General features: G+C 68.0%; 11 protein-coding genes. 6 read left to right on the forward strand and 5 right to left on the reverse strand.

Features of this window, described 5'->3' with window-relative positions; genetic code table 11:
• Positions 1-113 precede the first annotated feature (113 nt).
• Entirely contained in the window at positions 114-962 is an 849-nt protein-coding gene (locus tag ACNQQL_RS01675) for a class I SAM-dependent methyltransferase (protein WP_347062977.1), read from the forward strand.
• A gap of 106 nt (positions 963-1,068) precedes the next feature.
• On the opposite strand, the gene ACNQQL_RS01680 is transcribed toward ACNQQL_RS01675, so the two are convergent.
• From ACNQQL_RS01680 to ACNQQL_RS01700, 5 genes are all read right to left on the reverse strand, one after another.
• A complete protein-coding gene (locus ACNQQL_RS01680) occupies positions 1,069-1,380 on the reverse strand; it encodes a hypothetical protein (RefSeq protein WP_175958916.1) in 312 nt (103 codons plus the stop codon).
• 61 nt (positions 1,381-1,441) lie between these two features.
• Positions 1,442-3,463, reverse strand: coding sequence for a BCCT family transporter (locus ACNQQL_RS01685; protein ID WP_347062978.1), 2,022 nt, complete (start codon positions 3,461-3,463; stop codon positions 1,442-1,444).
• Between the two features lie 305 nt (positions 3,464-3,768).
• Positions 3,769-4,956 (reverse strand): porin, encoded by a 1,188-nt coding sequence (locus ACNQQL_RS01690; RefSeq protein WP_347062979.1) that lies wholly within the window; start codon positions 4,954-4,956, stop codon positions 3,769-3,771.
• 109 nt (positions 4,957-5,065) lie between these two features.
• Complete coding sequence (locus ACNQQL_RS01695) at positions 5,066-7,486, reverse strand: glycoside hydrolase family 31 protein (RefSeq protein ID WP_347062980.1); 2,421 nt, start codon at positions 7,484-7,486, stop codon at positions 5,066-5,068.
• A 27-nt stretch (positions 7,487-7,513) separates the two neighbouring features.
• Positions 7,514-8,785, reverse strand: coding sequence for an MFS transporter (locus tag ACNQQL_RS01700; RefSeq protein WP_347062981.1), 1,272 nt, complete (start codon positions 8,783-8,785; stop codon positions 7,514-7,516).
• A gap of 466 nt (positions 8,786-9,251) precedes the next feature.
• On the opposite strand from ACNQQL_RS01700, the gene ACNQQL_RS01705 reads away from it, so the two are divergent.
• The 5 genes from ACNQQL_RS01705 to gsiC all read left to right on the forward strand — a co-directional run bounded on the left by ACNQQL_RS01705 (position 9,252) and on the right by gsiC (position 15,789).
• The gene (locus ACNQQL_RS01705; protein WP_347062982.1) at positions 9,252-10,196 is read left to right on the forward strand and encodes a MurR/RpiR family transcriptional regulator; all 945 of its coding nucleotides are present in this window, start codon (positions 9,252-9,254) and stop codon (positions 10,194-10,196) included.
• Positions 10,193-11,197 (forward strand): isoaspartyl peptidase/L-asparaginase family protein, encoded by a 1,005-nt coding sequence (locus ACNQQL_RS01710; protein WP_217586785.1) that lies wholly within the window; start codon positions 10,193-10,195, stop codon positions 11,195-11,197. Before ACNQQL_RS01705 ends, ACNQQL_RS01710 begins: the two co-directional genes overlap by 4 nt.
• Positions 11,198-11,222: 25 nt before the next feature.
• The gene (locus tag ACNQQL_RS01715; protein ID WP_347062983.1) at positions 11,223-13,109 is read left to right on the forward strand and encodes a dipeptide ABC transporter ATP-binding protein; all 1,887 of its coding nucleotides are present in this window, start codon (positions 11,223-11,225) and stop codon (positions 13,107-13,109) included.
• Positions 13,110-13,238: 129 nt separating this feature from the next.
• Entirely contained in the window at positions 13,239-14,801 is a 1,563-nt protein-coding gene (gsiB, locus tag ACNQQL_RS01720; RefSeq protein ID WP_072436594.1) for a glutathione ABC transporter substrate-binding protein GsiB, read from the forward strand.
• 67 nt (positions 14,802-14,868) lie between these two features.
• Positions 14,869-15,789, forward strand: a complete 921-nt coding sequence (gene gsiC / locus ACNQQL_RS01725) for a glutathione ABC transporter permease GsiC (protein ID WP_072436595.1) — start codon at positions 14,869-14,871, stop codon at positions 15,787-15,789.

The raw sequence follows: 15,789 nt of genomic DNA on the forward strand, positions 1-15,789 counted from the left end.
CGCGGCGGGGTGCTCGTCTACGCGCAGGGTTTCGCGGCCGGGGCCTTGACCTCAAGCCGGCTTGAAGCAGCACAGTGCGCTTTATGATCAATGAACCAGAAGGGGAATCGACGATGGAAACCAACCGGCCCAACGGCGAACAATCGGCGCTGTGGAATGGCCCGTCGGGGCGTGCATGGGTCGATGCGCAGGCGCCGATCGACCGGATGTTCGAGCCGTTCGAGGCGCTGCTTGCCGATGCGGCGGCCGCGTCGTCGGCGCGCAACGTGCTCGACGTCGGCTGCGGCACGGGCGCGGTCACGCTTGCGATCGCGCGCCGGCTCGGCACGGACGCGCAATGCATGGGTATCGACATCTCGGCCCGGATGATCGATGCCGCGCAGGCGCGCGCCGAACGCAGCGGCATTCATGCCCGCTTCGTGTGCGCGGACGTGCAGACTCATGCGTTCGAGCCCGCGAGTGTCGACCTGATCGTGTCGCGCCTCGGCGTGATGTTCTTCGCCGACCCGGTCCGGGCCTTCGCGAATCTGCGGCTCGCGGCGCGGCCGGATGCACAAATGCGGTTCGTCGCATGGCGCAGCGCGGCCGACAACCCGTTCATGACGACGGCCGAGCGGGCCGCCGCGCCGTTGCTGCCGAACCTGCCCGCGCGCCGGCCCGGCGCGCCGGGGCAGTTCGCGTTCGGCGACCGGCAGCGGATCGCGTCGGTGCTGTCGGACAGCGGCTGGGCCGACATTGCGATCGAGCCGGTCGACAGGGCGTGCGTGCTGCCCGAGCCCGCGCTGGACGACTACATCGCGCGGCTGGGCCCGGTCGGACTCGCGCTGCTGGAGACGGACGACGCGACGCGGCGGCGCGTGGTCGAGAAGGTGCGTGTCGCGTTCGAGCGTTACGTGCACGGCACAGAGGTGCGTTTCGACGCGGCGTGCTGGCTCGTGACGGCGCGCGCGCCGTCTGCGTAACGCGTTGCGATAAAGCGGATCAGGGCAGGCGCGTCGGCCGCCTGTTGGCCCCGCGTGTTGCCGTTCGCGCCTGACTGACGAAGCCGCGCCGCGCGACATGCACGCGTCAGCGTTTCCGCGCGCGCAGCATCAGCCACGCGCAACCTCCGGCAACCAGCGCGAGGCCGAGCAGGACGGCTTCGACGCCGAGCGCGAAGCCGGGCGGCATTTCACCGCTGTTCGGCACGGGCGACAGGTTGCCGCCCATCGCGATGGCGCCGCCGGCCAGCAGCGCCATGCAGACGATCCAGTAGGCCTTGCCGCGCGGCGCCGCGGCCCGGATCCGCCACAGCGCGATGCCGGCTCCGCCGAGATAAAGCACGGCGAGCGTGCCGAGCGCGACGAGGTCGGCGGCGCGGCTTTGCAGGAGCCCGCTCATCGTGCGGCTCCGCCGAACGCGCCCGGCCGGCGGGGCGCAGCGAGGGCTGCGGCGTACGTGCTCATTCGGCCTCCGTCGCGTGTCCCGGCGCGCGGCTCAGCAGATGCGTACGCTTGTCGGCCGCGAGCGACACGTAGCGTTCGTACTGGCGCAGCACGTCGGCGATCACTTCGTCGCCGCGCAGGTATTCGACGTCGTAGCCGAGCCGCCCGTCCTCGAAGAACGTGACGATCCCGTACACGTGCGCACGGGCCGCTTCCGGCTCGGCCGCCTCGCGCACCAGGTACGCGGCCGCGGATTTCACCGTCACGCGAACGCCGTACACGAAATCGCGGTGCTCGGCGGTCGGCACGGTGAGCCGCACGGCGTCGTCGCTGTCGCGCTGCACGTGCGCATCGACGCCGCTCGCGCGCAGTTCGTCGGCGACCTTGCGCAGCGCGGGCTCGACCATCTCGGCGACGAACTGGCGCGCCTCGGCCTCGGTCGTCTGCCGCAGGATGTGCGTCAGCCGGTGGCGCCAGTGCTGGCCGGTCCAGTAGCTCGCCGCAGGCGCGATCTCCTGCGAATAGTGCGCGCGGTCGGCCGCGAGCCCGCGCCACAGCCCGTAGCAGAGCGCGAGCATGATGATGGCGACAGGCAGCGCGGCGATCAGCGTCATCGCCTGCAATGCGCCGAGCCCGCCGGCGACCAGCAGCACCGCGGCCGTCACGCCGAGCAGCGCGGCCCAGAACAGCCGTTGCCAGACGGGCGAATGCGCGTTGCCGCGCGTCGCGATCTGGTCGATCACGAACGCGCCCGAATCGGCGGACGTGACGAAGAACACCGCGATCAGCACGATCGCGGCGATCGACAGCAGTTGCGACAGCGGCAGGAAATCGAAGAAGCGGAACAGCAGCGCATCGACGTTGGTGGCCGTTTGCGCGAGTGCGCCGGCCGCGCCGTGCGTGTCGAGCCAGATCGCGCTGTTGCCGAACACGGTCATCCACACGAGATTGAACGCGGTCGGCACGAGCAGCACGCCGATCACGAACTGGCGGATCGTGCGGCCGCGCGAGATGCGCGCGATGAACATGCCGACGAACGGCGACCACGAGATCCACCACGCCCAGTAGAGGATCGTCCAGCCGCCGAACCAGCCTTCCTCGCGCGGCGACGCATACGCATAGGTGCGAAACGACAGGTCGACGAGATTCGACAGGTACTGGCCGATGTTGTCGCCGAGCGCGCGGAACAGGAATGCCGTCGGGCCCGCGACGACCACGAACGCGAGCAGCAGGAACGCGAGCAGCAGGTTCAGCTCGGACAGCCGGCGCACGCCCTTGTCGAGGCCGCTGGCGGCCGACAGGCCCGCGAGCAGCACCACGATCGCGACGAGCCCGATGCGAAACAGATTGCTGCCGGTGTCCCAGCCGACGACCGTATGCAGGCCCGCGCTCATCTGCATCACGCCATAGCCGAGCGTGGTCGCGATGCCGGCGACCGTGCCGACCAGCGCGAATGCATCCACGGTATGGCCGATCCAGCCGTTCACGCGTTCGCGCAGCACCGGATACAGGCCCGAGCGCAGCGTCAGCGGCAAGTTGTAGCGGAACCCGAAATATGCGAGCACGAGCCCCATCAGCCCGTAGATCGCCCACGCATGGAAGCCCCAGTGGAAGAAGGTCATCAGCATCGCCTCGCGCGCGGCGGCGGGCGTGCCGGGGTCGACGGTCGGCGGTTTCAGGAAGTGCTGCATCGGCTCGCCGACGCCGAAATACATGAGGCCGATGCCCATGCCGGCCGCGAACAGCATGGCCGTCCACGACACGAAGCTGAACTCGGGTTCGGCGTCGTCGGGGCCGAGCCGGATGTTGCCGAAATCGCTCGCGGCGATCAGCACGAGAAACACGAGGAACGTGGTGACGGCCAGGACGTAGAACCAGTCGAAGCGCATGACGACCCATTGCTGGCCGGCGGAGAACAGCGTGCCGGCTTCGCTCGGGAGCAGCGCACAGACGGCCAGCAGTGCACCGATGACCGCGAGCGCGGGCAGGACGACCTGCGGCTTGAATGTCGTGCGCGGGGAGGGACGGGAATCTGGCATGTCGGGCATCCAGTTGTGGGCGCAACGAGGCGCGACGCCGTCCGGCGCGCACGTTGCGCGGCGGACCCTGTTACGGCGTGCGTCGAGTGTACCGTGGTGTCAGGACTGCAAGAAGGGGTATGCAGAAGGGAAAAGACTGACGAATTGTAAGGTATTGCGGCGATCGAGAACATCCGCGCGATTTGCGCGCCGGTCGAACGGGACGTGGAAAGCCGGTGGGCGCCGGGCCTCGGGCGCCCGGACGGCGCGTGCAATGTGCATCGTCCGGGGTGCGGGCAGCGCGCTGAAGGCGCTGCGGTGCGGGTTCAGAACGTGACGGCGATCCCGGCCATGCCGACGAACTGGCCGTGCGTCGTCGACGGCGTGAGCTGCTGCGAATCGCCGACGATCGGCGCCGCATCGATGACGTGGCCGGCACTTTGCGCGCCGAGCGTCTGCCCGCTCGAATGCGTGTACGCCTGCAGCGCATAGAGTGTCGTGCGCTTCGACAGGCTGTACGACTCCTTCAGCGAATACTGCTGGTAGCGGGCCGCGCTCGCGACGCCGTTCGCCTTCGATGCCAACGTGTACGCGAACGCTCCGGCCACCGAGAACGCCGGCGTGAAGCGGTACGCGGCAAGCGCGCCGTAGGTGTTGAACACGGCCGTGTCGGTGAACGCGGAACCGTTGCCGGGCAGGTACTTCACGTTCGAATAGTTGATGCCCATCGTCAGGTCGCCGAGCGTGTAGTTGCCTGCCGCCGCGACCTGCTCGACGGCCTTCGCGGTCAGGTAGCCCTGGTTCAGCACGGACACCGCGAAGCTGCCCGACGACGCGGTGGCCGGGTTCAGGAAGCCCGCCGACGAGCCCGAGCTGTTGATGCGCAGGTAGCCGGCCGCGATCCCGATCGGCCCGTTCGCATAGCGCAGCGCGGCACTGAACGTGTTGCCCTTGCCGGTCGCACCGGCAATGCCGCCGAATGCGTACATCGCGCTCGCGCTCAGCCCGGCGAAGGTCGGCGACGTATAGGTAACCGAATTGTTCACGCGGATCGTCGTATCGAGGCCGTCGATGTCACCCGGATGCGCACCCGTCGCGCCGGTCAGCCAACTGCTCGACGCGTACGGGCCGACGAACAGGAAGTAGGGCGTGTACTGGCGGCCGGCCGTCAGCGTGCCGTAGCGAGCGTTGCGCAGGCCGACGAACGCCTGGCGATTGAATATCGTGCCGGCGGCGGCCTGCGCGCCGTTGTTCAGGTTGAAGCCGGACTGCAGGTCGAAGATCGCGTGCGTGCCGCCGCCGAGATCCTCGTCGCCGCGCAGCCCGAACTTCGACGCATAAAGGTTGCCGTCGCGCATGTAGATGTTCGAGTGGCCCTGCTGGTTGTTCACGTACGCAATCGAGTCGTCGACGACGCCGTACAGCGTCACGCTGCTCTGCGCGCGGACGGCGGTCGTGCCGAGCGATGCGGCCGATAAAATCAGGATTGCATATCGATTGACGGGTGCTTTCATCGTTGATCTCCAGACTCTTTCTTCAAAGGGGGCGGGAGGTTCGGAGACCTCCTCTGTGGCGGGGGGCGGGCCGCGCGAACGGCCCGCCCGATCGGTGCGGCGTGCGCGGTCAGTGATCGAACGCGACGACGATGCGGCGCCATGCGCCGTCCTGCGCGTCCTGCTCGACGCGCGCGCCGCGGACGGCGAGCGGGCCTTGCAGCGATGCAGGCAGCAGGATCTCGACGCGGTCGGCCGGGCGGGCCGGGCGGCCGTCCCAGCGGACCGATACGCCGAGCGAGCCCGACGCCTCGCGGCCGGTCTCGATTCGCCACAGTCCGTATTCGCCGTCGCGCCACGCTTCCGTCTCGCCGTCGTCCTCGACGCATTCGCCGTACGCGACGCCGTCCTCGATGCGCGGCGCGACGAGGAAGCCGCGCGTGTCGGCGCGCGCGCCGAAATGCTGGTCCGCGACGTTCAGCGGCAGCACGCGGCCTTCACGCAGCAGCATCACCGGCGTATCGAGCGGCGCGGGCAGCGTCACGTTCGCGCCGCCGTCGAACGACTGCGCGCTCGCGCAGCACATCCAGCGCGCACCCGACGGCAGGTAGACCGAGCGTTCCGTGCGGCCGGGATCGACGACCGGCGCGACCAGCAGCCCATCGCCGAGCATCATGTCGTCGCACTCGTCGTAGCAGCGCGCATCGCCGGGGAAATCGGCGAAGGTCGGCCGCAGCACGGGCTCGTAGTGCGTCGTCGACAGCCACAGCAGGTGATAGAGGTACGGCAGCAGCCGGTAGCGCTGCTTGATCAGCGACGCGACCTGCGCGGCGATCTCCGGATACATCCACGGTTCGTTGACGGTGCCGTCGTCGTTCCACGAATGGATGCTGAAGCGCGGCATGAAGATGCCGAACTGCACCCAGCGCAGCAGGAGTTCGGGCGACGGCGCCGGCCCGGAGAAGCCGCCGATATCGTGACCGATGTTCGACACGCCCGACAGCGCGAGCCCGAGGCCCATCTTCAGGTTGTAGCGCAGCGTTTCCCACGACGTGGTGTTGTCGCCGGACCAGGTCTGCACATAGCGCTGCATGCCGGCGCCGCCGGAGCGCGACACGAGGAACGGCCGCTGCGCCGGCGCATGCGCGCGCTGCGCGTCGCGCGACGCGCGCATCATCAGCATCGTCTGCAGCACCTTCGCCTCGCGCGCGGGGAACGGCTGGCCGAAGCCGTGCGCGATCGCGTCGGGCGACCAGATCTCGTATTCGTTGTTGTCGTTCCAGGTCGACTCGATCCCGTATTCGAGCAGCGCCGACGTGACCTGCTCGCGCCACCAGCGGTACGCGTCCGGCTGCGTGAAGTCGAGATACGCGCCGACCTCGTCCCAGAACTGCACCCACGCAGGCTCGCCGGACGCCGAGCGGATCAGCAGCCCGCGTTTTGCGGCATCGTCGAACGCCGGATGGTCGCGCAGCAGGCACGGCTTGATGTTCGCGCACAGGCGGATGCCGTGGTCGCGGTAGTGCTTCACGAAACCCTTCGCGTCGGGAAACTTGTCGCGGTTCCAGTTGAACACGTAGCGCTTCGCGCCGATCGACGTATAGCCCGACGACAGGTGGAACGAATCGCACAGGATGTCGTGCGCGTCGCACTGCTCGACGAACTGGTTCATCTGCTGCTGTGCGTCCGGCGCATCGGTGTAGCTCATCGTCGAGCCCGAATAGCCGAGGCCCCATTTCGGCGTGCGCGCGGGGCGCCCGGTGAGCCACGTGAAGCGCCGCGCGGCTGCGAGCGGCGTATCGGGCGATGCGATGAAGTAGTAGTCGAGGTCGCCGTGCTCGGCGACGAAATAGCGGTACGGGCCGTGATAGTTGTCGAGCTCGCGGCCCATGTCGAACGAGCAATCCGACAGCGTGTCGTAGAAGAGGCCGAACCCCTGGCACGCAGCGGGCGACCACGTGATGTAGAACGGGATGTGCTTGTACAGCGGGTCGGTGTGCTTCGCGCTGTAGCCCATCGCGTCGATGTTGCGCATCTCGAAGCGCGCGCCCGTGCGGTCGAGGTCGCCCGCGCGTTCGCCGAGGCCGAACACCTTGTCGCCGCGCTCGCGGGCGACGTAGTGATACGCGCGGTCGTCCCACCAGCCGAAGTTGTACGCCTGCGTCGCGCGGTCGGCGAGCGCGACGCGCCACGCGCCGTCCGCGCCGCGCATCGACCACGTGCAATGGCCGCCTTGCCAGCGCACCGCGAGCCGGATCTGCGCGGTTTCGATGCGCAGGCCGTCGTCGTCTTCGGCGAGGCTCCAGGCAGGCAGCGCGAAGCCGTCCAGGTCGAGACGGTCGCGTCCGTCGAGCGGCACGTCGTCGAGGCCCGGCGCGATCGACCACGTGCGCGGATTGCGTGCCGTCGCGTCCGGCAGCACGCGCACCCGCACGATGTCGTCCTCGAGCACAAAGATCTCGAGGGTCGCGCCCGCGTCGGACGCGAGCAGCAGGCGGTTCGCGTGCCGGCCGGCGATGCGGAACACGGGCGGATGAAGAAGCGAAGTCATGAATGCGATTCCTGGTGAGAGCGAATGTCAGGCGTGCCGTGCGAGCAGGCGTTCCTGCTTCGACTGCCCGCGGATCAGCACCGCGAGCAGCGTGACGCCGATGAGGTCGAACAGGCCGAGGCACGCGAACAGCGGCGCATAGCCGATCTTGTCGGCGAGCGCGCCGACCAGCAGCGAGAAGCCGAGCCCGCCGATCCACGCGGCCATCCCGGCGAAGCCGCTCGCGGTGCCGACTTCCTCGGAATCGAACACGTCGGCCGACAGCGTGTTGACGAGCGCGGAGATCATCTGGTGCGCGAAGCCGCCGACGCAGAACAGCGCGATGGCCGTGTACGGCGACGATACAAGACCGATCATCGCGGGCCCGAGCATCAGCACCGCGCCGAGCGCGACGCCGGCGACGCGCGACCACACGAGCGGCAGTTTGAATCGGTTGGCGAGATAGGGCGACAGGTAGCCGCCCGCGATGCCGCCGGCGTCGGCCGCGAGAAACGGCATCCACGCGAAGATCGCGATCTGCGTGAGCGGCATGTGGCGCTCGGTCGCGAGGTACAGCGGAATCCAGAAGCTGAAGGTCTGCCACGCGGGTTCGGCGAAGAAGCGCGGCAGCGCGATGGCCCAGAAGCGCCGCGCGGTGACGACGTCGCGGATGCGGCGCTTCGACACCGGCGGCATCGTGGCCTGGCCGTCGCGGATCAGCGCGCGCTCCTGCGGCGTGATGCGCGGATGATCGGCGGGCGACCGGTACTGCGTGTACCAGAGCGCGGCCCACACGAAGCCGAGCGCGCCGGTGACCATGAACGCCGATTGCCAGCCGAACCGCATCGAGATGAACACGACGAGCGGCGGCGCGATCGCGGCGCCGAGCGACGTGCCCGCGTTGAAGTAGCCGACCGCGACGGATTTCTCGCGATTGGGAAACCATTCGGCGACGGCCTTCATCCCCGACGGAATCGCGGCGGCCTCGAACAGCCCGAGAAAGCCGCGCAGGATGCCGAGCGACAGCCAGCCCGACGCGAAGCCGTGCGCGACGCCGACCACCGACCACAGCATCGCGAACAGCGCGAACCCGAGCCGCAGCCCGATCAGGTCGACGATGAACCCGCACACGGGCTGCATGATCGTGTAGCCGATCTGGAACGCGCCGACGATGTACGAATACTGTTGCGTCGAGATCGCGAATACCTGCTTCAGCTCTGGGGCGAGCACCGCGAGGGAGTTCCGTGCGAGGTAGTTGAGGATCGTGCCGAGACACACGAGCACGATGATCCACCAGCGCAACGCCTTGACTGTTTTCACTGCTGTCTCCTGTTGGGCAGGGCGGGCATGCGGCACCTGCCTGATCCATGCAAGCCGTCCGGTCGGGAAGGCTTTTTCAGCTTATTTGTACGATGTCTGATCTTGATAGGCGCCGATTTTGCCGGTTTTCATCGAAATGACGCTGTTCGAGCGAACATTTTGTCGCCGCTGGATACGGATGTTATCTGACGACTGATCATTTTCGAACATCCTATGTTCGAATGCGAATCCGGTCAACGTGAATTTGCATTCGAATGAACTTGCTCGGGGTTTTCCCGATGAGAAGGGGGCGGCGTGAGAGGGAGAGCATGGCGATTGCGTGCCAAAGCCCGTGCGGCGGGGCTGTGCGATGGTCTGGCGATCGGCGGGCGCAGGACAGGGCGTGACAACCCTGATGAAAATTTATTTTTTTCTCGGCTGCGGATTGTGTAAATTGATTTTCACCTTCCTTGCAACAACCATTCGCATGACGCCTCTCGTTTCGCACGACGCCAGTCACGACGAACCCGCGATCGCCGAGCGGATCGCGTCGGCGATGCCGTTGATGACACCGATCCACCGGCGCATGGGCGAATTCGTGCTCGCGAATCCGTTTCGCGCGGCGACGATGCGGATCGACGAACTCGCACAGGCCGTGAATGCGTCGATCGCGACCGCGAACCGCTTCGCGAAGGCGCTCGGCTTCGACGGCTATCCGGCGATGCGCGCGGCCCTCGTGCGCGGCTTCGAAGCGACGCTCGGGCCGGTCGAGCGGTTGCGCTCGGCGCAGGAGCAGGAATCCGGCGTGCGCGGCGCGGCATGGATCGACGCGGTGTTCGACCAGGCCGTCGCGAACATCGAGAACACGCGTGCGCAACTGGACGCGGCCGATGTCGAGGCTGCGGTCGAGGCGATCGTCGGCGCGCGGCGCGTGCTGATCCTCGGCGCGGGGTCGAGCGCGTTTCTCACCGGGCTGATGGAGCACGGGCTGTCCGTGTGTCACGACAGCGTGCAGTCGCTCGCGCTGCTCGGCGGCCCGTCGCACGCGGCGCGGCGACTGTATACGGTCGACTCGCGCGATCTCGTGATCGCGCTCGCGTTTCCGCGCTACGTGAAGGACACGATCGAGCTGGCCCGCCGCGCGGCGGCGCGCGGCGCGCGCGTGCTGGGCATCTCCGACGGCCCGGAATCGCCGCTCGCGCCGATCGCGTCGCTGAACCTGTACGTCAAGGCCGAACGGCGCTTCGCGGCCACGTCGGAAGCGGCCGTGCTCACGATGATCGAGGCGCTGATCGACGCGGTCGCGCTGCGCACGCACCGGTCCGCGAAGTCCGCGGCCGAGATGACCGAATTCCTGCTGCCGTGGCTCGTGCAGCCGCAAGCGGCGCTGTCGGCCGCCAACCCTTCTTCCCCCCGTCCGAAAAAATCATGACTTCTCCCGCGATCGTCGCGATTCACGGTGGCGCAGGCACGATCCTGCGCGATGCGATGGATACCGAAACCGAACGCCGGTACCGTGCCGAACTGACCGCGATCCTGCAGGCCGCGCAGCAGGTGCTGGCCGACGGCGGCAGCGCGCTCGACGCCGTCACCGTCGCGGTGCGGATGCTCGAGGACTGCCCGCTGTTCAACGCCGGGCGCGGCGCCGTATATACGGCCGAAGGCAAGCACGAGCTCGACGCGGCGGTCATGGACGGCGCGACGCTCGGCGCCGGTGCGATCTGCTGCGCGACGCGCGTGCGCAATCCCGTGCTGGCCGCGCGGCGCGTGATGGAGGCGAGCGAGCATGTGCTGTTCGCCGGCGCGGGCGCCGATGCGTTCGCGGCCGCGCAGGGGCTCGAACTCGCGGAACCCGGCTATTTCGACACCGAAGCGCGGCACGCGCAGTGGCTCAAGGCGCGCGCGGCGGCCGGCATGATGCTCGATCACGACGCGGCGACGTTCGCGTTCGGCAAATCGCAATCGCAGCCGCAGCCGCAGCCGGCCGAACCGCTCGATCCGGACCGCAAGCACGGCACGGTCGGCGCGGTCGCGTGCGACCTGCACGGCCACATCGCGGCGGCGACGTCGACGGGCGGCATCACGAACAAGCAGCCGGGGCGTGTCGGCGATTCTCCGATCATCGGCGCGGGCTGCTATGCGGACGATGCAACCTGCGCGGTGTCGTCGACGGGCACCGGCGAGACGTTCATCCGGCTCGCGACCGCGCACGACGTTGCCGCGCAGATCGCGTATCGCGGCGCGTCGCTGGCCGACGCCGCGCACGACGTCGTGATGAACAAGCTGCCGCGCCTGGCGGGCCGCGGCGGGATCATCGCGGTCGACGCGCACGGCAACGTCGCGATGCCGTTCAACACCGAAGGGATGTATCGCGGCTACGCGCGCGTCGGCGAAGCGCCTGTCGTCGGCATCTACCGCGACGACGCAGCCTGATTCCGGATCGCACGAGGAGAGACGCATGACTTCGAGCCGTAACCCGTCCGGCCTGGTGCTGCCCGAGCAGCGCGTGGTTGCCGTGGACGACCTGTCGGTCACGTTCCGCCGCGAAAGCGCGACGTTCGACGCGGTGCGCAACGTGTCGTTTCACGTCGATCGCGGCGAGACGCTCGCGATCGTCGGCGAATCGGGTTCCGGCAAGTCGGTCACGTCGCTCGCGCTGATGCGGCTTGTCGAGCACGGCGGCGGCGAGATCACGAGCGGGCGCATCGCGTTCCGGCGCCGCGGCGGCGCGCTGGTCGATCTGGCGCAGGCGAGCGCCGCGACGATGCGCGGCATCCGCGGCTCGGACATCGCGATGATCTTCCAGGAGCCGATGACGTCGCTGAACCCGGTGTTTACGGTCGGCGACCAGATCAGCGAGGCGATCGCGCTGCACCAGTCGAAAAGCGCGGCCGAAGCGCGCGCGGAAGCGCTGCGGCTGCTCGATCTCGTGCGCATCCCGGAAGCGCGCCGGGTGTTCGTGCGTTATCCGCACCAGTTGTCGGGCGGGATGCGGCAGCGCGTGATGATCGCGATGGCGCTGTCGTGCCGGCCGGCGCTGCTGATCGCCGACGAGCCGACGACCGCGCTCGACGTGACGATCCAGGCGCAGATCCTGCAACTGATTCGCGGGCTGCAGGACGAGATGAACATGGGCGTGATCTTCATCACGCACGACATGGGCGTGGTGGCCGAAGTGGCCGACCGCGTGCTCGTGATGTATCGCGGCGAGAAGGTCGAGGAGGGCGAATCGGAGCGTATCTTCGCGACGCCCGCGCATCGCTACACGCGTGCGCTGCTCGCGGCCGTGCCGCGGCTCGGCTCGATGCAGGGCACCGACATACCCGAGAAATTCCCGCTGCTGAAGGTGGACGGCACAAGCGCCGCGCCTGCGGCGAACGACGATGTGCAGCCGCCCGTCGACCCGGCTTCGACGCCGATCCTGCGCGTACGCGATCTCGTCACGCGCTTTCCGGTGAAGAGCGGCGTGTTCGGCCGCGTGTCGCAGTACGTGCATGCGGTCGAGCGCGTGAGCTTCGAGCTGCGCGCGGGCGAGACGCTCGCGCTGGTCGGCGAGTCGGGCTGCGGCAAGTCGACCACCGGCCGCTCGCTGCTGCGCCTCGTCGAATCGCAGAGCGGCTCGATCGAATTCGACGGCCGCGACATCAGCGCGCTGAAGGGCCCGGACCTGCAGGCGCTGCGCCGGAACATCCAGTTCATCTTCCAGGATCCGTTCGCGTCGCTGAATCCGCGCCTCACGGTCGGTTTCTCGATCATGGAGCCGCTGCTCGTGCACGGCGTCGCGAGCGGCCGCGAAGCGCAGGCGCGCGTCGACTGGCTGCTCGACAAGGTCGGCCTGCCGCCCGAGGCCGCGCGTCGTTATCCGCACGAGTTCTCGGGCGGCCAGCGCCAGCGGATCGCGATCGCGCGTGCGCTCGCGCTGAACCCGAAGGTCGTGATCGCCGACGAATCGGTGTCGGCGCTCGACGTGTCGGTGCAGGCGCAGATCGTCAACCTGATGCTCGACCTGCAGCGCGAGCTCGGCGTCGCCTACCTGTTCATCTCGCACGACATGGCTGTCGTCGAGCGCGTCAGCCATCGCGTCGCGGTGATGTATCTCGGCCAGATCGTCGAGATCGGCCCGCGCCGCGCGGTGTTCGAAGCGCCGCAGCATCCGTACACGAAGAAGCTGATGAGTGCGGTGCCCGTGGCCGACCCCGCGCGCCGGCATGCGCCGCGCCAGCTCGCGGCGGACGAAATTCCGAGCCCGATCCGCGCGGTCGGCGACGAGCCGGTGGTTGCGCCGCTCGTCGCGGTCGGTCCCGATCATTACGTCGCGACGCATCGCGTCGGCGGCGCGTACTGAACGCGCGGCAGGCTGCATATGGACCGCAGCTGCGCACGAGCAAGGCAACGGCGTCTTTTTCCCGAGCGGGTGCAGTCACGCCGCGATTTCCACCACGCGTTACCGAATCATCCACAGGAGCCAAACAAGATGAACAAGCCGCATTCGTTCCCGATGTTCCGTCCGCGCGCGCTGATCGTCGCGGGCGCCAGCGCGTTCGCGCTGTCGGCCGCGCTGCCCGCATTCGCGCAGCAAACCGCGGTGATCGCGGTCGGCGAGACGTTCACGACGATGGATCCGTACGATTCGAACGACACGGTGTCGCAGGCCGCCGCGAAGTCGTTCTACGAGGGATTGTTCGGCTTCGACAAGGACATGAAGCTCGTCAACGTGCTCGCGACGAGTTATACGGCGTCGCCGGACGCGAAGGTCTATACCGTCAAGCTGCGCCAGGGCGTGAAGTTCCAGGACGGCACCGATTTCAACGCGGAGGCCGTGAAGGTGGTGTTCGACCGCGTGACCGATCCGGCGAACAAGCTCAAGCGCTACAACCTGTTCCGCGTGATCGAGAAGACCGAGGTCGTCGATCCCTATACGGTGCGGTTCACGCTGCGCGAGCCGTTCTCGGCGTTCGTCAACACGCTTGCGCATCCGTCCGCGGTGATGATCTCGCCGACGGCGCTGAAGAAATGGGGCCGCGAGATCGGCCTGCATCCGGTCGGCACCGGGCCCTTCGAGTTCGTCGAGTGGAAGCAGACCGACGACATGAAAGTGAAGAAATACGCCGGCTACTGGAAGAAGGGCTATCCGAAGATCGACATGATCGACTGGAAGCCCGTGATCGACAACAACACGCGCGCGGCGCTGATGAAGGCCGGCCAGGCGGACCTCGCGTTCCGGATTCCGTATGAGCAGGTCGCGGACCTGAGGAGCAATCCTAAGCTCGACGTGGTCGAGCGGCCGTCGATCGTCGTGCGCTACATCTCGCTGAACACGCTGCAGAAGCCGTTCGACAATCCGAAGGTGCGCCAGGCGCTCAACTACGCGATCAACAAGGATGCGCTCGCGAAGGTGGCGTTCTCGGGCTTCGCGACGCCGTCGCCCGGCGTCGTGCCGCCGGGCGTCGAGTATGCGACGAAGACCGGCCCCTGGCCGTACGACCCGGCGAAGGCGCGCACGCTGCTGAAGGAGGCCGGCTATCCGAACGGCTTCGAATCGACGCTCTGGTCCGGCTACAACAACACGACGTCGCAGAAGGTGATCCAGTTCGTCCAGCAGCAGCTCGCGCAGGTCGGCGTGAAGGTGCAGGTGCAGGCGCTCGAATCGGGCGAGCGCGTCGCGAAGGTCGAGAGCGCGCAGGACCCGGCGAGCGCACCGGTGCGGATGTTCTACATCGGCTGGTCGTCGTCGACCGGCGAGGCGAACTGGGCGCTGACGCCGCTGCTCGCGTCGGCGTCGAAGCCGCCGAAGCTGTTCAATACCGCGTACTACCAGAACGGCATCTTCGACGACGCGCTGGAGAAGGCGCTGGCAACCACCGACCGCGCGAAGAAGGCCGAGTACTACGCCACCGCGCAGAAGCAGATCTGGGCCGATGCGCCGTGGATCTTCCTCGTGCAGGAGAAGATCGTCTACGCGCGCAGCAAGCGCCTGCAGGGCATGTACGTGATGCCGGACGGTTCGTTCAACTTCGACGAAATCTCGCTGAAATAAGCGCGTTCGCGCGCGTCACGGCGCGCCGGCTCCGCGATGCCGGCGCGCCGCACTGGTTCGGTGCCCTATGCTGAATTTCATCATCAAACGCCTGTTCGGCCTGCTGCCCACGCTCGCGATCGTCGCGGTGCTGGTGTTCCTGTTCGTGCACCTGCTGCCGGGCGATCCCGCGCGGCTCGCGGCCGGCGCCGAAGCCGACGACGCGACGGTCGCGCTCGTGCGCGCCGATCTCGGGCTCGACAAGCCGATGCCCACCCAGTTCGCGAACTTCTTCGTGAAGATCGCGCACGGCGACTTCGGTGTGTCGACGCGCAGCAAGCGGCCGGTATCGACCGAGATCGGCGAGCGCTTCATGCCGACGCTGCTGCTGACGCTCGTCAGCATGGCGTGGGCGACGCTGTTCGGGATGGCGATCGGGATCGCGTCGGCGGTGTGGCGCAATCGCTGGCCCGACCGCATCGGCATGACGATCGCGGTGTCGGGCATCTCGTTTCCCGCGTTCGCGCTCGGCATGCTGCTGATGGAGATCTTCTCGGTGAAGCTCGGCTGGCTGCCGGTCGTGCCGGACGGCACGTGGAAGAGCTACGTGCTGCCGTCGCTGACGCTCGGCGCCGCGGTCGCGGCCGTGATGGCGCGCTTCACGCGCGCGTCGTTCGTCGAGGTGCTCAACGAGGATTTCGTGCGCACCGCGCGCGCGAAGGGCGTGCACGAGCCGATGGTCGTGCTCAAGCACTGCCTGCGCAACGCGATGATCCCGGTCGTCACGATGATGGGGCTGCAGTTCGGCTTCCTGCTCGGCGGCTCGATCGTCGTCGAGGCCGTGTTCAACTGGCCGGGGCTCGGGCGCCTGCTCGTCGATTCGGTGACGATGCGCGACTACCCGGTGATCCAGGCGATCGTGCTGCTGTTCTCGCTCGAATTCATTCTGATCAACCTGACCGTCGACGTGCTGTACGCGGTCATCAACCCGACCATCCGGTTCAAGTGA

Origin of the sequence: Burkholderia sp. LFS061, assembly GCF_047978125.1 — a bacterium.
Lineage (GTDB): Bacteria > Pseudomonadota > Gammaproteobacteria > Burkholderiales > Burkholderiaceae > Burkholderia > Burkholderia pyrrocinia_C.